Source organism: Micromonospora sp. NPDC093244 (genome assembly GCF_040683695.1).
Lineage (GTDB): Bacteria > Actinomycetota > Actinomycetes > Mycobacteriales > Micromonosporaceae > Micromonospora.
In genome coordinates, this window is the sequence record NZ_JBFBEO010000001.1 from 1094627 (window position 1) to 1112360 (window position 17734).

Sequence of the window (17734 nt, forward strand, 5' to 3'; positions counted from 1 at the left end):
CGTGTCCGACAAACCACTGCTTCTCATCCTCGACTACCCGGGCCGGCGGCCCGAGGCGCACATCAGCGAGCTGCACCTCGACCGGTCCGGATTCGAGTGCCAGGAGGTCCTGACCTCGCCGATGCCGACCGCGCTCACGACTCCGGCGTACGCCCGCGACCTCTTCGCGCGGCTGGGGCCGGACCGCCCGGTCGCGCTGATCGCCTACTGCGCGACCGCGCCCCTGGCGGTCGCGATGGCCGCGCTCCTGGCCGGTCCCGCCGGTCCGGTGCCCATCGTGCTGCTCGACCCGCAGCGGACCCCGCCGTCGGAGATCCTGCACGAATACCACGAGGTCGTGCGGCAGGTCGAGGGTCGCGCGCCGAACGTCGAACGACCCCCGCTGCTCGACATCGAGGGGCTGCTCACCACCCCCGAGACCCTGGTGCGGCGCATCGGGGAGGACCTGCGCCTGCGGGCGAGGCTCGCGCTGGCCGCCTTCGGGTTCGGTGACGCCGACGTCAGCGGCCCGGTGGAGAACGTGGTGGGCGTGTACGTCGAGTGGCTCACCTTCCTCGTGTCGGCCCACCACGACGAGCAGCCGCCGCCGCGTGGCCCGGTCCTCCAGGTGATCTCGCAGGGCCATCCGGCCGACGCCGGCTGGCTGGGCGCGACCGACCTGCGGACCGTACGCGTCCCCTGCGACAGGCCGGAGCTGGCGGCCAACGACCAGGCGCGTGCCGCAGTGCTCGAGTTCCTGCACGGCGTCGCGCAGCCCGTACCCGCCGACGGGGGAGTGCGGGAGCGCGACGCGCAGGCCGACCCGCTCACCGACACCGAACTCGCCCTGGCCCGCATGTGGGCTGAGGTCCTGGGCGTCGACGCGGTGGGCCGTGGCGACAACTTCTTCGACCTCGGTGGCGACTCGATGCTCGCGACCAGGCTGGTGCTGTCGGCCCGTCGCACCTGGAACGTGGAGTTCAACGTCCGGGTGCTCGTCGACACCCCGGTGCTCAAGGACCTCGCCGGTCGGATCGACGTGCTTGTCGACGCCTCGACCAGCGGATCCCGTCGATGAGGGCGTCGGCAACGGGCAAGATGCCCCGCCCGCCTGCGACGCGGACGATCGATGCAGACGGCCGGTCCGCCAGTCGAGCGAAAGTGATCAACGACGAAACGAGGAGTGCTCGTGTCCAACCCGTTCGAAGACGCCGACGCTCGATATCACGTTCTGGTGAACGACGAAGCCCAGTACTCGCTGTGGCCGGCCGCTGTCGCAAGTCCCGACGGCTGGGTCGTCGTCCACGACGACGACTCCCGCTCCGCCTGCCTCGAGTACATCGAGAAGCACTGGACGGACATGCGTCCGGCAAGCCTTGTCCACTCCCAGGATGGCTGAGTGCCCAGCGGATACGGAGCCGGCCCACCGGCCGATGCCGACCGCGCACCACTGGCGTAGCGAGGCCCGATGATCTTTGACGCCGCGTACGAGATTGTCACCGACGACATCTTCCTCGACCTGGCCGGATTCGTGCCCGGGGTCGACCTGAGCCTGAAGTTGGAGGGTCTCAACCCCGCCGGGTCCATCAAACTGAAGACCGCCGTCGCGCTGATCGAGGATCTGATCGACAGATCCGGAATCGGACCTGGCGACCGGCTCATCGAATCGTCCTCCGGGAACCTCGGTATCGCACTCGGAACCGTGTGCGTCAACCGGGGGATCAGTCTCACGATCGTCGCCGATCCCAACACCAACGCGGCAGCCATCCGCACGATGCGGGCGCAGGGCACCACTGTGGTGATCGTCACCGACCGGGATGCCAACGGCGGCTTTCTGCAGACCCGGATCGACTACATCCGGTCCCAGCTCAAGCAGGACCGCAAACTGTTCTGGCCCAACCAGTACGCCAACCGGGCCAACAGTTCCGCCCACTACCGGCAGACCGCCCGGAGCATTCTCGAAGAGCTGCCCGATGTCGGCGCGGTGCTCGTCGGGGTGAGCACCTCCGGCACGCTGATGGGCTGTCTGGAGTTCTTCCGCGAGAACCGCCCGGCCACCCGGATCATCGCCGTCGACTCCGAAGGATCGATCCTCTTCGCGGATCACGGCGCCCCGCGCCTCATCCCCGGCCTGGGCGCGAGCCTCCGTCCCGAGCTGCTCGTCGACCGGGGCGACTACGAGCGGGTGGTCGTACCCGAGGTGGAGACGGTCTCGGCGTGCCACATCGTGGCGCGGCGGTACGGCCTGCTGGTCGGCGGGTCCACAGGTACGGTGCTCGCCGCGGTGCGCCGCCTGGCGCCGACGTTCCGCAACGGCGAACCGGTGGTGGCCATCTCGCCGGACACCGGCGAGCGGTACGTCGACACCATCTACTCCGAGAAGTGGGTGGCTGAGCACTTCCCGGGCATCGACTCGGTCCTGGCGCGGTGGTGAGGAGTCCGAATGTTTCAGATCGTGCCGCACGCGGTCGCCGTCGACGCGCTCGACGGCGCCCGTGACGCCGTCCTGACGGCCGTCGAGAAGGCGTATCTCGCCCACGACCGGGGCGAGACAGTCAATCCGTCCAGCCACTTCCTGCGCTTCCCGGACCGGCCGGCGAACCGCATCATCGCCCTGCCCGCCTACCTGGGCGGCGAGGTCGGGATGCCGGGGCTCAAGTGGATAAGCAGTTTCCCCGGCAACCACGACCTCGGTCTGCCCCGGGCGTCGGCGGTGCTCCTGCTCAACGACGACCGGACCGGCCGGCCCGTGGCCTGCCTCGAGTCGGCCCACATCAGCGCCGTGCGTACCGCCGCCTCGGCGGCCCTGGCGGCGCGGGCCCTGCGACCGTCGGGTGGGCCGGTCAGTCTCGGCTTCGTCGGTACGGGCGTGATCGCACGCACCATCGCCGACTACCTCAGGCACACGGCCCTTCCGGTGACCCGGTTCGTGTGCCACGATCTCGTGCCCGAGCGGGCGCAGCGGTTCGTCAGCGACGTGGAGAAGCACTGGCCGGGATCGGGCGAGGCGGTGGACCTGGACGCCGCGCTCGGCTGCGACGTGGTCGTCTTCGCCACGACCGCGGGAACGCCGTACCTGCCGGAGAGCCTGCGCTTCGCGCCGGGACAGACAGTTCTCAACGTCTCCCTGCGCGACATCCACCCGCGGACGCTGCTCGCCACGCAGAACATCGTCGACGACGTGGACCACTGCCTGCGCGCCCAGACCTCACCGCACCTGGCCGAGCAGCTGTCCGGCGGACGTGGGTTCGTGACCGGCACCCTCGCCGACGTCCTGCGGGGCAGGTGTGAGCTGAAGCCGCACGAGGCAGTCGTGTTCTCGCCGTTCGGACTCGGCGTTCTCGACATCGCGGTCGGCGCCCTGGTCCTGGACCGCGCGAAGAGCGACGCGCGCACCGTCTCGGTGACGGACTTCTTCGGGAACTGACGTGCTGGGAGGCACCTGTGGGTGAGGCACGGCTGGAGTCCGTCGCGCACGGGCACGAGACGTACACCTATGACTACGACCAGTCGCTGCTGCCCGGGCCCGACTCCGGGACCGGCATGTGGCGGTACCGGGGCCTGCTGCCCCGACCCGACGTGCCCACCCGGTATCCGCTGCCGGTGGGCGGCACGCCGTTGCGCCCCGCGCGGGGACTACGACGGCGGCTCGGCCTGCCGGGGCTGTGGCTCAAGGACGAGACCGCAGGTCCCAGCGCCTCCAACAAGGACCGGGCGACGGCTCTCGTGATCGACGAGGGGCTGCGGCTCGGCGTCGGGGTGGTCTCCACGGCGTCGACAGGTAACGCCGCCCTGTCCACCGCCATCGGCGGCGCGGCCGCCGGCGTCGCAGTCGTCATCTTCGTACCCGAGGACTGCGCGCCGGCGAAGGTCGAGCTGATGACGGCGATGGGGGCGTACGTCTTCCGGGTCCGCGAGGGCTACCGCGCCGCGTTCGAGCTGTCCCGGCGTGCCGCCGCCCACTTCGGCTGGCTGGACCGGTGCACGGGGCTGAACCCGCTCACCATCGAGGCGAAGAAGACGGCCTCCTTCGAGGTCTGGGAGCAGCTCGGGAGACGCGCGCCGGACGCGGTGGTCCTGCCCGTCGGCGACGGGGTGACGCTGATCGGCGCGGCCAAGGGCTTCCGCGAACTCGTCGCGTGCGGCGTGCTGGCGACGGTTCCCCGGATCATCGCGGTGCAGGCGCGGGACTGCGCGCCGCTTGCCGCGCGGTGGCACGGCGCCCAGGAGCCCGCCCGGTGGCCGGGCACGGTGGCCGACGGCATCGAGGTCCCCGAGCCGATGCTCGGCGACTGGGCCATCGACGAGGTCCGTCACGCCGGGGGCGACTTCGTCACGGTCAGCGATGCGGAGATCCTGGACGCGGTGGCGCTGCTGTCCGACGTGGCGCGGCTCCCGACCGAGCCGGCCGGGGCAGCCGCGGTCGCCGGTCTCTGTCGGGCGAGCGCCACGGGTCTGGTCGGCCCGGAGGAGACGGTCGTCGCCTGGGTGACAGGTGCGGATCTGCCGGCGGTGCCCGTCGAGGCCGCGCGGCCCGGCGCCGTGTTCACCATCTCGGCCAGCCTCGACGCGGTGGCCCACGCCCTGGCCGGCACATCCGTTCCAGCGGCCTGAGCCCGGCGCCGGGCGGCTGCGGCGGTGCCGCAGCCGCCGAACGGCGGCCGCTACCGCCGATCGGACAACCACTCCTGCGCCGCGGGTACGCGCTTTCGCGCCAGCGTCCCGTGCCCGTCCTCGTCGAACCACCGGGCCTCGACACCCGGGATGTGCCGGGCCAGCCATCCGCCGTGACCGGACGGCACGAACACGTCCCGCCGTCCGTACATGAGCAGGACGGGGACGGCGGCGTCGGCGACGTCGAACCCCCACGGCCGCAGCTGGGTGCCGTTGTCGTCCCACCAGCCCCGGATGCCCGACGTCAGCCCGGCGGTCCGGCAGGAGGAGTGGAACTCGTGGAACACGCCAAGCGTGTCCACCGCGTCCTCCGCCATGAACGGTGATCCGTCCGCGCCGGACATCTCGCCTGTCGACGCGAGCAGGAACTCGTCCCGGTCCTGGCTCATCTTCTTCCACGCCGCGACCGGATCGGCGAGGTACAGCTGGGTGTCCTCGACGTCGTCCCGGTACATGCCGTCGAACCAGTCGAGGCCCTCGGCCTCGAACGGCGCCATCCCGGCCAGGACGGCCGCGGCGGTCACCAGGTCGGGTAGCAGGGCGGCGCACGCCAGCGCGTGCGGACCGCCACCGGAGAAGCCCCACGTGCCGAGGCGGTCGATGTCCAGCTCGGCGCAGATCGCGCGGACATCGGCGGCGGTGTCGGCGGCGGTGCGGCCCGGCCGGGGCGAGGACCCGCCGTAGCCGGGCCTGTCGTAGCTGATCAGCCGGAGCCGGCGCGCGGTGGCGTCGCGTACCCACGGCCCGTAGAAGGCCGCTCCGCGGGAACTCGGGGTGCCGTGGTGGACCAGGATCGGCCAGCCGGCGGGGTCACCCCGCTCCTCGACAACCAGCAGCCGACCATCAGGAGTCCGTACCGTGCGCTGCATCCTGCCTCCTCACGCGGTGCGTCGCCGCAACCGCAGCCATCAGAGCACGGTGCCGCGCAGCGGCCAGCTTCCCGATTGCCCGACCTGCGCTCCTGGTGAGCAAACGCGAAGGCGCGGCCCGCCGCGCATCGCTGACACGGTGGACGTGCGCGCCCGCCCGTGACCCGCCGTGCCGGCAAGATGGAGGCTGACATGACAGCAGCACACAGTTCGAGTGACGTCGCCGAGGAACGACCGATCAAGATCAATGTCTGGCTGACGGACCCGGCCAGTTGGGCCACCAACGAGGCGGACATCGCCGTCACCGCCGCGGACGAGTTCAACGCGGCCCACCCGGAGTACCAGGTCGAGATCAACAGGTACGACTTCCGGACGATGCCCGCCGAGGTGGCCCGCGCTGCGGAGCGCGGCGAGGCGCCGGACATCGCCGAGTACCACTTCACCGCCACCCGGGGCGCCATGGACACCCTCGGGAAGGACGGGAACCCCCTGTTCACACCCGTCGAGCGCGCCATCGCGGGCCGGTCCGAGATCCTCGGTGAGGCGGTCGTGCTCGACGACATGGTGCCGGCGGCCCGCGACTACTTCCGCTACGCCGGCGAGCTGGCGGCCATCCCCCGTACGGCCTCCGGGATCGTCCTGTACGCCAACATGAACCTGCTGGCCAAGGCCGGCGTGACCGAGCCGCCGCGCACCTGGCGCGAGGTCACGGCCGCCTGCGAGGCGCTCGCCAAACTGCCGAACGGGCCCACGCACGGCATCGCCTGGCCCAACTTCTACTGGGTCTTCCTCCAGGCGGTGGCCCAGCAGGGCGGGCTGATCGCCGACCACGACAACGGCCGTTCCGGCCGGGCCGAGAAGGTCGACCTCGCCTCGACCGAGATGATGAACTACGTCCGGTGGTGGCAGGGCCTGCACCGGGACGGCCACTACCTGTACACGGGCAAGCTGCTCGACTTCCCGGGCGGTTACGAGGCGTTCGAGGAGCAGCGGATCGCACTCTTCCTCAGCTCCTCCGTGGACGCGTCGCACCTGCTGGACAGGGGCGACCGGCACGGGTTCACTGTGGCGGTGGGTCCGCTGCCGTACAACGACGAGGTTCCGTTGGCCGGCAACATGATGGGCGGGTTCGCGCTCTGGCTCGCCGCCGGTCTCAGCCCGGCCAAGCAGGACGGCGCGCTGGCGTTCATGCAGTACCTGAACCGGCCGAGCAACGCCGCCGAGTGGGCCAAGCGCCACTACCGCATCCCGATCACCCGGAAAGCGGTCGAGATCCTCCGCAAGGGCCCGTACCGCGACAATCCCCGCCTGCGCGTCGCGGGCGAGCAGCTGGAGGCCGCGGACGGGACGCCAGCGGCGCTCGGCCCTCTGCTCGGCGGGCAGGCCGGCATCATGGGCGAGATCACCAGTGCCATGCACGACGTCCTGACCGCCGGCGCCGAGCCCCACGCCAGGTTCGTCGAGGCGACCCGCCGGGCGCAGAAGCACCTCGACGCCTACAACGCGTACTGCGACGGCCCTCCCCGCCGCACCCCGGAGGACCTGGCCGTCAGCCTGTAGCCGCCGTACCGCAGTCAGCACCTGGAGGTCACGATGTCGCTCGAGCACAGTCTCGTCGGCGTACCCGGGGAACCGTGCGAGCGGTCCTGGACCTCGAAGGACGCGCTGCTGTACGCCCTCGGCGTCGGCGCCGGCCTCGACGATCCGTTGCGCGAGCTGGAGTTCACCACCGAGAACAGCGAGGGCGTCGAGCAGAAGGTGCTGCCCACCTACGGCCTGGTGATAGCGCAGATCCCACCGGCGCGCAGCATCGGTGACTTCGACCGCGCCCACCTCGTCCTCGCCGAGCAGTACGTCGAGCTTCATCGGCCGCTGCCGGTCGCCGGCACGGTGCTCACCTCGTCGACAGTCACCGGGATGTACGACAAGGGCGCCGACGCGCTGGTCCGGTTCGAGAGCGTCGCGATCGACCCCGCCACCGGTGAGCCCGTCATCACCACCCGGTCCGGCATGTTCATCCGGGGCGAGGGCGGGTTCGGCGGCGACCGCGGCAGCTCCCCGCCGTGGTCGCCGCCGGACCGGCCCCCGGACCACACGGTGGTGGAGCGCACCAGGCCGGAGCAGGCGTTGATCTACCGGCTCTCCGGTGACCGGAACCCGCTGCACGCCGACCCCCGGTTCGCCGCGCGAGGGGGATTCAGCCGACCGATCCTGCACGGCCCGTGCACCTTCGGGTTCACCGGACGCGTGCTGCTGCACGAGCTGTGCGGCTCCGACCCGGCGAACTTCGTCGCGATGTCTGGTCGGTTCACCGCTCCCGTCGTTCCGGGTGACTCACTGGTCGTCTCGATCTGGCGGGGTCACGACGGCACGGCCTTGTTCCGGACCGCCACGGGGGACGGGACCGTGGTTATCGACCGCGGCCGGATGACCTGTCGCGTCCCGTCCGGGTAGCGGGCCGTCGCGCCGGTGACCGGTACCGGCTCGCCCCGCGAGCCGGTGCCGGTCATTGTCGTCCTGGCGCCGGTCAGGCGTTGTCGAAGTGCGCCCGGATCCGCTGCCGCCACAACTCGTAGGCGGGCTCGGCGCCGGGGGAGTGCACCGCGGTGGCGTCGGCGAGTGCGACAGCCTTGTCCACGGTGAGGCCGGCCAGGGTCTGGCAGGCGGCGGTGGTGTAGTCAGGAACCAGACCGGAGTAGAAACGCGCCTTCACCGCGAACACCACGCCCAGTGCCACCTGCGGCCACTCGTCACCGGCGGCCCGCCGCAGCGCGTCCAGGCCGTCGGCGTCGCTTCCCCCGGCGAACGTCGCCGCCAGCCCCACACCGCTCCACAGATCGGGCTGGCGGTGCTCGGCGAAACGCCGCACCGCGGCGGCGACATCGGGGGCGCGACCGCCGCAGATGAACCACAACGCCCGCCCCACACCCTGGTCGACGGCGCGCAGGAAATAGTCAGGTGAACCCTCCCACGGGTAGGGCTTCGGCACCTGTTGCGCATCGATCCAGCGCGGTTTGTCGAAATAGGCCCGGTCAAATCCGTAACCGTCGACCGCGAGCCAGCTCATGGTCGGGTGGTAGGGGTCACCGGCCAGATCGGGAACGGCCTTGCTCCACAATTTCCTGGGCAGTCTGGCCATCGCGAAACCCATACCGATGTACGCGAGAAAAATGTGCGGACGCCCCGGCCCGAGGAGCAGATCGCGGGTACGGTGGCCACGCCCCATGGCGTCGAGAACGGTGAAGGCCATCGTCACCCCCTCGTAGGCGAAACCGCGCAGCTCCTCGTTCACGAGGTCCAGCCGGCGTTCCACCTCCCACTGGTCGCGGGCGTCGATCCCCCACTCGAATCCGCAGATCACGGCCTGGGGCACGGCCTCCAGGTGACGGCTGCCCGGGGAGGGCTCCGCCGGGAAGCCCCGTTTGGCGAAGGTCACGTCGGCGAGCTGAGGGGTCAGCATGAGCCTGCGCATCGATCCGAAGACAGTTGGCACCTATCCACCTTCCGGGTGACACCGACGGGTCACCCTCCATCGTGGCGCGGTAAATGCGGGACCGCTTACTCTCGGTTGCTGCCGGTCGTCCGACTTCGTCACAGTGTCGGTCATTGATGCTCGCACATTGCGATGTCATGTTTGTGGGGTGAGTTCTTCACCCATCGGGTCATGACCATGTCTCTGGAAGCTTGGGTTCCGCTCGAGGCAAGATCGAGCAACGGAAAGTCACCCGGTACGAGCCCTTGGAGCAGAGAAGTGATCAATGTAGACGAAAAGCTCGTCGTCCGACTGCTGGGCCCGGCATCCGCGTACCTGAACCACCAGCCGGTGATGCCGAGCGCGCCCAAGCAGCGGCAGATCCTCGTGCTGCTCGCGCTCAACGCCGGGCGGGTGGTCACCACGCAGACACTCGTCGAGGAGCTCTGGGGTGACCAGCCGCCGCGCAGCTTCGCCACCACACTGCAAACCTACATATTCCAGCTCAGAGCCAAGCTGACCGGAGCCGCGCGCAACCGCCAGTGGGCGAGGCGGCTGCTGGAGACCCGGCACTCCGGCTACCAGCTCGACGGGCAGCTGTGCGAGACCGACGTGGCGGAGTTCGACAACCTGGCACGCGCCGGCCGCCGCGCGGTGGACGTCGGCGACAGCACCGCCAGCTCCGACCTGCTGGGACGCGCGCTGGGCCTGTGGCGCGGGCCGGCCCTGGTGGACGTCCCGGCCGGGCGGATCCTCCGTGCGGAGGTGGCGTCGCTCGAGGAGAACAGGCTCGGCGTGGTGGAACGCCGGATCGAAGCCGACATCGCCCTCGGCCGCCACGCGGACCTGCTGGGCGAGTTGACGATGCTTGTGGCCCGGCACCCGATGCACGAGAACTTCTACGCGCTGCTGATGACCGCGTACTACCGCTGCGGGCGGGCCGGGAACGCGCTGGAGGCGTTCCGGCAGATCGGTACCGTGCTGCGCAGCGAGCTCGGAGTGGAGCCGGGCCCCCGACTGCAACGACTGCACCAGGCGATCCTCGCCGGCACACTCGACTCCGAGCCGGTCTGGCTCGCCTCGTAGACCGACAGCCGGGCGCCCCCGCCGCTACGCCGAGACCACCAGGGCAGGGCGGGACGCGGGCGCCGCGGCGCTCAGGCCTGTCGTACCCGCACCGGTAGGCCACCGCGGATCCGCAGCGACAGCATGGCCTCGGGCACCGGATCGGTCGGGCCGGCGAACTCGAACCGGAAACGACGCGCGACCATGGCCGCGATGATTGTCGCCTCGAGCATGCCGAGATGACTTCCCACGCAGACCCGTGGGCCCGCCCCAAAGGGGATGTAGGCGTACCGGTGTGCGACGGCCGGAGCGTCGGAGGCGAACCGCTCCGGCCGGAACTCGTCCGGCTCGGACCAGAAATCGCGGTGCCGGTGCAGCGTGTAGGGGCTGATCATGATGTCCGCGCCGGCGGGAACCTTGTATCCGCCGATCTCGTCCGCGGCCAGGGCAACTCTCGGCAGCCCCCAGACCGCCGGGTAGAGCCGCATCGTCTCCTGGATGACCATCGTGGTGTACGGCAGTCTGGTCAGGTCGGCGTACTCGGGTGTGCGGTCGCCGAGCACCGCGACCGCCTCGGCGCGCAGCCGCTCGGCCGCCTCCGGATGACGGCTCAGCAGGTACCAGGCCCACGACAAGGTGCTGGCCGTGGTCTCGTGCCCGGCCAGGAGCATCGTGATGATCTGGTCCCGCAGCCCGCGCCAGCGGGCGTCGGTGTCCTGTTCACGCTCGGCGACGCGGAGCAGCACCGACATGAGGTCGGACCCGTCCGTACCCGTGCCACGCTCGCGGGACGCGACGAGCGTCCGTACCGCGTCCTCGATCTGTCGTTTCGCGGCCCGGAAGCGGCGGTGGCGCGGCAGCGGCATCCACAGCGGCACCGCGCCCAGCGTGACCATCTCGAACATCGCCTGCTCCTGGGCGGCCTCGAAGGCCGATCCCAGGAAGCTCAACGGGCTCAGATCGACGTCGAGGAGAGTCCTGCCGAGCACGTCCATCGTGAGCGCCGTCATCTCCTCGGCCACGTCCACGACGGTCCCGGACCGTGACTCGAGGCGCTGGGTCAACTGGGCGCCGGCGTCGGCCACCACCCCGGTGAATCCCGCGATCCGCTCCCGGCGGAAGGCGGGGGAGATGACCCGGCGCTGACCGCGCCACGTATCGCCCTCGCTGGTGAGCAGGCCGTCGCCGAGAATCCGCCGTCGGGCCTCCGCCAGGCCCAATCCCTTGTGGTAGTTGGCGGCGTTGTCGGCGAGCACGTGCCGGGCGTGATCCGGGTGGTTGAAGAAGTAGAGGGTCTTGGGACCCATGGCGAACCGGACCACGTCGCCGTACTCGCGCGCCGCGTCGGACAGCAGGCCCAGCCGGTCGCCCCACAACTTGCGCAGCAGTCCCGGTGTCGCCCACGGCGGCGGTCCGGGGTATCTCCGCCGGCCGCCCGCGGCCCGCCGCGCCGGATTCTTCGGCGTCCGGTCGGCGCCGTTCGCGATCGTCATGTCAACTCCCGAGGTGGTCGGATCGCGAGAACCTGGGCGCGGGAAGCCCGGATGTCCGTGGCGGACGGGGTTCGGGTGCGTGTTGCCCGGCCGAACTCACGCCCGGCCCCCGGTGCCGGTGCCCCTGGCCTGGGTGGCGGGGACGACCGCGTAGACGCTCAGCGCCGATGCGAGCTGTTCCGGTACCTGCGCCGGGGTGCAGGCGCCGTTGACGTCACGGACGCACGCCACCCGCTGACGGCACCTGGCGATCAGGTCCTCCACCCCGTCGCGCACTCGCACGACGTCGAAGGCGAAGCCGATGTGGGTCTGGGTCAGCTCGTCCAGCCGCATCCGGATCGACACCTCGTCGAAGGCGGAAACCTCGCCCAGGTGTTCGCACTCGGAGTCGACCTGGCGTAGCTCCAGGTCGCCGCTGAGCTGGTCGAGCACGCCGGGAGCGTGCTCGAGCAGGAACATCTCCCGGCACCGCCCCTGCCAACGCTCGTAGTAGACGTCGTAGACACTGCCGACGAGGTTCGTCTCCTCGAAGCCGACGACGTGCCGGTACTCGTAGTACTGCTTCCTCACTGGCCGCCTCCGTCCGAGTCGTTCCTGCGGGTCTCGGCTCGCCGCAGGTTTCCTGCCACTGACCTGTGATCACGATGCGGGACTGAGGTACGCCGCTCCATCTCGGATCTTGCTCACGCAAACAGCAATCTGCGATCACTGGGAGTTGCGGCATACCGCCGGCCCCTATGGCAGCCAGCCCGAGTCGTAGGCCAACTTGACCGCCTCGACGCGGTTGCGGGCGTGCAGCTTGGTCACGACGGTCGTGAGGTAGTTGCGGACGGTCCCGACCGACAGGTGCAGCGCCGAGGCGATCTCGCCGGGATCGGCGCCCCCGGCGGTCAGCCGCAGCACCTCGTGCTCCCGGGCGGACAGCGGGTTCTGGCCGCAGTCCCACGCGGACAGGGCCAGCTGCGGGTCGATCACCCGGCGGCCCCCGGCGACGGCGCGGATCGCGTTCGCCAGGTCCTCCGGTGGGGAGTCCTTGAGCAGGAAGCCGGACACCCGGGCGGCGAGCGCCCGGCTGACCGTCCCGGACCGCCCCAGGTTCGTGAGGATGAGGGTACGACAACACGGCAGCGTGGTCCGGAGCTGCGCCGCCGCCGACAGGCCGTCCAGGCCCGGGAGGTCGACGTCGAGGACCGCGACGTCGGGTCGGTAGCTCAGCGCCGTGGAGACGATGTCCGTGCCGTTGTCGACGGCCGCCACCACCCGTAGGTCCTCCTCCAGTTCGATGAGGGCGATCAGCGCCCCGCGGACCATGGCGACATCCTCGGCGAGCAGGATCCGCAACATGCGCAACTCCCCTCAATGGACATCGTCGGCGTACGCCCGACGGACGACGAGGTGCGATCGATCCGGGGTGACCGGGCGCCGACGACCGCGTCAGCGTCGACGGCGATCTCCGCGAGCACGTGGAACCGCCCGTCGTCCCCTACCGATGCGCTCAACGTGCCGCCGACCGCCTGGAGGCGGAAGGCGAGATTCTCCAGCCCGCCGCCGTCGCGGTAGGTGGACGCGGTCCGTGGCACTCCGTCGTTGACCACGGACAGCGTGATGTGCTGGTCGGTCTGGTCGACGGCGATCCAGCAGTTCCGCGCGCTGCTGTGCCGCAGGATGTTCGTGGTCAGTTCGCGCAGGAGCATGGCCAGCACGGAGTCGACCTTGTCCGGCAGGACCGCGCAGTTCACCTCGACCTGGGCTCTCACGTTGGCGCTGGCGAACAGTGAGGCGACGGCCGCCACCTCCCGGGCCAGCGAGATGTTGCGGTAGCCGTCGGCCACCTGCCGTACCTCGGCGACAGCCTGCCGTGCCATGGCGGCAACGTCCCGCAGTTCGCCGCCCGCCGTGACCGGGTCGCTCTTCATGAGCCGCCCGGCCAACTCGGCCCGCAGCGTGATCGCGGCCAGGCTGTAGCCGAGCAGGTCGTGCAGGTCCCTGGCGAAACGCATCCTTTCTCTGATCACGGCGAGCTGTATCGCCTCGGTGTGCATGCCCTGCACGTGCCGGACCATGCGGGTGAGGCGACACGTGGCGAACATGGTCAGGCCGATGGCCAGGCTGGCGATCGTGGTGTTCTCGGCGAGCCAGAATCCCGACCCGGCAGTCATCGCGACCGCGAAAACGCTCACGATGACCGCGGTGAACAGCGCCCATGCTGCGCGCCCGGGGACCACGAGCAGCACCGACGCCGCGAGGAATCCCCCCGCTCCGGGCCAGGCCGCGCCGACGGTGAGCATCGGCAGGTAGGTGGCGAGACCCTCGACCGCCAGCATGCCCAGTCGCAGCCACGGCGGGCTCGGCGCGGTCACCGCGAGGTGACGGGCCTGGAGTACGGCAAGGACGGCGACCGCGCCCAGGCTGACGGCCACCCGCTGCGGCGGCATGGGCACTGCCAGGATGGCACTGATCTGCACCGCGAGCAGGACGCCCAGGATCACCAGCCGTAGGCGCGCCACTCCCGGCGCCACTTCTTCGCGTTGAGCCTCCTCGGCCGACGGTATGGAAATGATCGGCTTCATGGCATCTGTGATGTCATTCGGAAACCCCCGAAACCAGGTCTTCGTGGAAGGTCAGCGGCCCTTTCTGCAATTCCTTGACGACCCGCTGTTCGGCCGGCAACCTACCCGGCCGAACAGCTCGATCCGTCGTGGTGAAGGCGCTGCGGGCGTACGACGAGGTGCCCGGACCGGTGGCGTACCGGACCGGCGCCCCGGGTGCCGGAGGAGGTCGCGTCGCCGCGGCGCGCTCCGGGTGCCCCTCGGCCCTTCCGGAACGGCGGACGTGACGGCAGGGCCGTCACGCGCGCGCGGGCAGGCGCCTCGTTCCGTCGGAGCCCGACAGTCGAGTGCGTCGCCGTCAGCAGACGATGCGCGTCCACCCCAGGTCGTCGGGGATGCGGCCGTACTGGATACCGAGCAGCTCGTCACGGAGGCGCAGCGTCACCGGCCCGGGTCGACCGTCGCCGATCGTCCACTCGTCGTTCGCCCCGCGAACGTGCCCGACCGGCGCGATGACCGCCGCCGTACCGCAGGCGAAGACCTCGGTGATCACACCGGCCTCGCACTGCTTGCGCCACTGCTCGACGTTGATGCGCCCCTCGCTGCGGCCCAGGCCGAGCCGCCCGGCCAGCTGGAGCAGCGAGTCCCGGGTCACCCCCGGCAGGAGCGTGCCGGTCAGCTCGGGCGTCATGAGGGTCGGGGATCCGCCGTCGGTCGACTGTTGGACGAAGCAGAGGTTCATCCCGCCCATCTCCTCGACCCAGCTGTGCTCGACCGCGTCCAGCCAGACCACCTGGTCGCAGCCCTGCTCCACAGCCTCCCGCTGGGCGAGGAAGGCGGCGGCGTAGTTGCCGCCGGCCTTCGCGGCGCCGGTCCCCCCGGGCGCGGCGCGGGCGTACTCCTCGGACAGCCACACGGTCAGTGCCGGCGGGCCGGTGCGGGTGCTGAAGTAGGCGGATGCCGGGCAGGCGATCACGCCGAACAGGTAGCTGCGCGACGGGAGCGTGAACCCCAGCGTGGGCTCCGTCGCGATCATGAACGGGCGAAGGTACAGGCTGGTGCCGTCACCGCCGGGTACCCAGTGTCGTTCCTGCTGGACGAGCAGCTCGACGGCGCGTACGAAGGTCTCCACCGGGAGCTCCGGCATCGCCAGCCGTCGGGCGGAGGCGTTGAACCGGGCGGCGTTGCGCTCGGGACGGAAGAGCGCGATCGACCCGCCCCGCTGGCGGTACGCCTTCATGCCCTCGAAGATCTCCTGCCCGTAGTGGAAGACGGACGCGGACGGCGGCAGGGCGATGTCGTGGAAAGCCTCGAGTCGCCCATCGTGCCACCCCTGCTCTGCGTCCCATCGCAGGGTGATCATGTGGTCGGTGAACACCTTGCCGAAGACCGGTGCGGCGAGTATCGCCCTTCGGTCCACTTCGGACACGGGATTACTGCTTGGACGCACGTCAAAATCTATTATGGCTACTGCCCTCCCCCTCAGACCATATGTTGCGTGCGACCGGCGGCTCTCGTGGAAGCGACCGGTCACCAATAATTTATTCTGCGCAAATAGTTCCTGTCGTTCAGGAAACCGAAGGTTGGCTGGCAAACCAGCGCTGAACCTGACAATTTTCCTTCGGTTGGTTGGCTACGTATGGTGACGCACATTGCGACCGGATGGTCCGTTTTACACTGATCGCCTCCCTTTCTGGCCCCCCGGGTCGTATCGAACTCTCTCTACATCCATCCTAGATCGAGTGGCGTTCTTGCGTCGAGTCCCCGTGATCACCTTCCGGCCGGCCTCCACCTCCTGATCCTAGGGAAAAGGCCAGGTCAGAGCGGCGACAAGATTTTCTTGGGATCACCTCGGTGGGCGATCGACGACCGGTTCGGCGCGGAGCCGTTTCGGCGTCGCCGCAGGCCAGGGCCCCGCCCGCAGGCTTGAAACGTACGCTGACTTCCCCCATTGGCCGCCGTGTGGCGGTGTCGGGAAAATGTGGCGTCAAATAGGCACCTGTCGCTACTGTTGTGCCCATTTCTGGTCCTCTCGATATCATCGATCGGGGCCGCATCAATCCCCGCTGCCGTCCCGGCGAAGGCGTGCATCCGGTGCCGAGGTTCCCCCGATTGCCGGGTATTCGCAAAGATTCGGCAGGGCGGCGGTGAGGCCGAAAGAGGCCGCAATGGCCGGCCGTTCCGATCGTCGTCCCGGTTCGTCTCGGGCAGCTTTGTGCTCCGGTCCGACCACGATGGATCGAACGGCCCCTCTCCGGACGGCGGGGATGTCGTCAGGCCTCGCCGCCGCGGTGCGATCAGTCGGTATTTGATCACTGGATGGATGTGTTCTTCGAGGAAGCGGGTGGCTGTGGGCTCCGTGCGTGTGACGTCGCTGGACGACCCCGCTGCGGGTCGACGTCAACGCGTTGGGAAAGCTCACGACGGGTCAGGTTGTGGTGATGGTTGAGGGACCATACGGATGGCGGACACGCGTTCGGTCCGCGCGTTAGCGGGACGGTCGGAAGCCGTTGTCGCGATCGCGGCCCGCCACGCTGTGATAGCGCCAAGTGGTGACCGGTGTACCGACATAGCTGCCTGTGCCGCGCGATGAGCGCTGGGTAATGCGAGTCGGTGGCGCAGGCAGGTGATGGCGAAACGGGGCACATGGCCGACGCCAGTTGCAGGTAATGTCTACTCAGTCCGCTGACCGCCGGCACCTTCGTCGTTGCGGCCGGTGGGTCCGGCTGCCGAAGCCCTCCCCCCAGGGCTGCGGCGTCAGCCAGGCGCGGATCGTGGCCGTGCCTGGCGTTTGAGCACTGTGGACGCTGGGTCGTGACCTTCGCGCACCTCAGGCGGATGCTGCCGCGACGGGTCGGCGCGACGGCCCACCCGGGTCGTGTCCGGCGGTCGGGAGGCCCCGCCCGGCGTCCAGGCGCACGACCTGTTCGCTTCGCGGGTCGGCACCGACGTCGCCGACCACGCCGGTCACGGCGGGCGGTGGCCGTGAACCGCGTCGCGACCTGGCCTACGTGGCCACCTCGGGCCGTGCGGGTGCATGGTGGGCACGTGCGAGCCGGGCACCTCGGCGGCGACCGAATGCCTCCCTCAATCACGGCGACGCCGTCATGAAAGTTGCTGACGGATCGTTCGGGTCTTTTGGCGAAGGTCTTCAGCGGATGGGTTCCGGATAAGCTCGCCGGCAGCTCCGCCAGTCGCATCTCGCGGCGCCGTGACGATCTCGCGGGTCGGCGTGCCGGTGGTGCCCGCGACGCCGTACCAGCCGGCCATCTCGCTACTGTCTCAGGCCGTCGAGTCGGATGAGATCTCGCGCGAGAGCGACGACGTTCGTCGCCGTGTCCGAAACACACACCGGTACGACGCCGTGACCGAACTTGACCAACGCTAATGAGGCAGCGGAGAGCGTGCTCGGCCGGACTGCGAACGGCGGATCGCCGCCTGTCGCCGGTGCCGGGCAGTCATGTTCGAACAGGAACTTCCACGAGAGCATTTCACGTCCTGCACTGTCGCGGGTCGGCTCCCAATCAGGAGCGAACGACCCCGGGGATTGCCGATCCGTGCAGCAGAGTTGATCTGTTCCGACGATGACCGTCACCCATGCGATGTCCAGGGCGGCGACTTCCACCATCGGGA

At 70.0% G+C, this 17734-nt stretch carries 16 protein-coding genes; 8 read left to right on the plus strand and 8 right to left on the minus strand.

Features of this window, described 5'->3' with window-relative positions; translation table 11 throughout:
- Window position 1 precedes the first annotated feature (1 nt).
- From AB0N27_RS04860 to AB0N27_RS04880, 5 genes are all read left to right on the plus strand, one after another.
- Window positions 2-1057: a phosphopantetheine-binding protein gene (locus AB0N27_RS04860; protein ID WP_364363195.1), complete on the plus strand. Its 1056-nt coding sequence runs from the start codon at window positions 2-4 to the stop codon at window positions 1055-1057.
- A 111-nt stretch (window positions 1058-1168) separates the two neighbouring features.
- Window positions 1169-1378, plus strand: coding sequence for an MbtH family protein (locus AB0N27_RS04865; protein WP_364363198.1), 210 nt, complete (start codon window positions 1169-1171; stop codon window positions 1376-1378).
- Window positions 1379-1447: 69 nt separating this feature from the next.
- Window positions 1448-2413: a 2,3-diaminopropionate biosynthesis protein SbnA gene (gene sbnA, locus AB0N27_RS04870; protein ID WP_364363201.1), complete on the plus strand. Its 966-nt coding sequence runs from the start codon at window positions 1448-1450 to the stop codon at window positions 2411-2413.
- A 9-nt stretch (window positions 2414-2422) separates the two neighbouring features.
- A complete protein-coding gene (sbnB, locus tag AB0N27_RS04875) occupies window positions 2423-3406 on the plus strand; it encodes a 2,3-diaminopropionate biosynthesis protein SbnB (RefSeq protein ID WP_364363204.1) in 984 nt (327 codons plus the stop codon).
- A 17-nt stretch (window positions 3407-3423) separates the two neighbouring features.
- Window positions 3424-4593 carry a pyridoxal-phosphate dependent enzyme gene (locus AB0N27_RS04880; protein WP_364363207.1) on the plus strand — a complete coding sequence of 390 codons (1170 nt, stop codon included), beginning with the start codon at window positions 3424-3426 and terminating at the stop codon, window positions 4591-4593.
- Window positions 4594-4643: 50 nt separating this feature from the next.
- On the opposite strand, the gene AB0N27_RS04885 is transcribed toward AB0N27_RS04880, so the two are convergent.
- Window positions 4644-5522, minus strand: a complete 879-nt coding sequence (locus tag AB0N27_RS04885) for an alpha/beta hydrolase (protein WP_364363210.1) — start codon at window positions 5520-5522, stop codon at window positions 4644-4646.
- Between the two features lie 192 nt (window positions 5523-5714).
- Between AB0N27_RS04885 and AB0N27_RS04890 the strand changes: the two genes are divergently transcribed.
- Together AB0N27_RS04890 and AB0N27_RS04895 are read left to right on the plus strand one after the other, a co-directional pair.
- The gene (locus AB0N27_RS04890; protein ID WP_364363213.1) at window positions 5715-7082 is read left to right on the plus strand and encodes an extracellular solute-binding protein; all 1368 of its coding nucleotides are present in this window, start codon (window positions 5715-5717) and stop codon (window positions 7080-7082) included.
- Between the two features lie 33 nt (window positions 7083-7115).
- The gene (locus AB0N27_RS04895; RefSeq protein ID WP_364363216.1) at window positions 7116-7976 is read left to right on the plus strand and encodes a MaoC/PaaZ C-terminal domain-containing protein; all 861 of its coding nucleotides are present in this window, start codon (window positions 7116-7118) and stop codon (window positions 7974-7976) included.
- A gap of 73 nt (window positions 7977-8049) precedes the next feature.
- Here AB0N27_RS04895 and AB0N27_RS04900 read toward each other — a convergent pair whose 3' ends face one another.
- Complete coding sequence (locus AB0N27_RS04900) at window positions 8050-9015, minus strand: DUF1702 family protein (RefSeq protein WP_364363219.1); 966 nt, start codon at window positions 9013-9015, stop codon at window positions 8050-8052.
- Between the two features lie 258 nt (window positions 9016-9273).
- On the opposite strand from AB0N27_RS04900, the gene AB0N27_RS04905 reads away from it, so the two are divergent.
- Complete coding sequence (locus tag AB0N27_RS04905) at window positions 9274-10080, plus strand: AfsR/SARP family transcriptional regulator (protein WP_364363222.1); 807 nt, start codon at window positions 9274-9276, stop codon at window positions 10078-10080.
- A 71-nt stretch (window positions 10081-10151) separates the two neighbouring features.
- On the opposite strand, the gene AB0N27_RS04910 is transcribed toward AB0N27_RS04905, so the two are convergent.
- From AB0N27_RS04910 to AB0N27_RS04935, 6 genes are all read right to left on the minus strand, one after another.
- Complete coding sequence (locus tag AB0N27_RS04910) at window positions 10152-11552, minus strand: cytochrome P450 (RefSeq protein WP_364363225.1); 1401 nt, start codon at window positions 11550-11552, stop codon at window positions 10152-10154.
- Between the two features lie 96 nt (window positions 11553-11648).
- Window positions 11649-12122, minus strand: a complete 474-nt coding sequence (locus tag AB0N27_RS04915; RefSeq protein WP_364363228.1) for an acyl-CoA thioesterase — start codon at window positions 12120-12122, stop codon at window positions 11649-11651.
- 165 nt (window positions 12123-12287) lie between these two features.
- Window positions 12288-12896 (minus strand): response regulator transcription factor, encoded by a 609-nt coding sequence (locus AB0N27_RS04920; RefSeq protein WP_364363231.1) that lies wholly within the window; start codon window positions 12894-12896, stop codon window positions 12288-12290.
- Window positions 12845-14059 (minus strand): histidine kinase, encoded by a 1215-nt coding sequence (locus AB0N27_RS04925; RefSeq protein ID WP_364363234.1) that lies wholly within the window; start codon window positions 14057-14059, stop codon window positions 12845-12847. The genes AB0N27_RS04920 and AB0N27_RS04925 overlap by 52 nt, the downstream gene beginning before the upstream one ends.
- Before the next feature lie 400 nt (window positions 14060-14459).
- On the minus strand, window positions 14460-15566 hold the full coding sequence (locus AB0N27_RS04930; RefSeq protein WP_364366071.1) for a branched-chain amino acid aminotransferase: 1107 nt from the start codon (window positions 15564-15566) through the stop codon (window positions 14460-14462).
- Between the two features lie 1809 nt (window positions 15567-17375).
- Complete coding sequence (locus AB0N27_RS04935; RefSeq protein ID WP_364363237.1) at window positions 17376-17729, minus strand: hypothetical protein; 354 nt, start codon at window positions 17727-17729, stop codon at window positions 17376-17378.
- Window positions 17730-17734: the final 5 nt, after the last annotated feature.

What these genes read in the sequence shown, in the direction of transcription:
- sbnA (WP_364363201.1), top strand. Translation starts at nt 1,448, where the DNA reads ATGATCTTTGACGCCGCGTACGAGATTGTCACCGACGACATCTTCCTC.
- sbnB (WP_364363204.1), top strand. Translation starts at nt 2,423, where the DNA reads ATGTTTCAGATCGTGCCGCACGCGGTCGCCGTCGACGCGCTCGACGGC.
- AB0N27_RS04885 (WP_364363210.1), bottom strand. Translation starts at nt 5,522, where the DNA reads ATGCAGCGCACGGTACGGACTCCTGATGGTCGGCTGCTGGTTGTCGAG.
- AB0N27_RS04890 (WP_364363213.1), top strand. Translation starts at nt 5,715, where the DNA reads ATGACAGCAGCACACAGTTCGAGTGACGTCGCCGAGGAACGACCGATC.
- AB0N27_RS04895 (WP_364363216.1), top strand. Translation starts at nt 7,116, where the DNA reads ATGTCGCTCGAGCACAGTCTCGTCGGCGTACCCGGGGAACCGTGCGAG.
- AB0N27_RS04910 (WP_364363225.1), bottom strand. Translation starts at nt 11,552, where the DNA reads ATGACGATCGCGAACGGCGCCGACCGGACGCCGAAGAATCCGGCGCGG.
- AB0N27_RS04920 (WP_364363231.1), bottom strand. Translation starts at nt 12,896, where the DNA reads ATGTTGCGGATCCTGCTCGCCGAGGATGTCGCCATGGTCCGCGGGGCG.
- AB0N27_RS04935 (WP_364363237.1), bottom strand. Translation starts at nt 17,729, where the DNA reads ATGGTGGAAGTCGCCGCCCTGGACATCGCATGGGTGACGGTCATCGTC.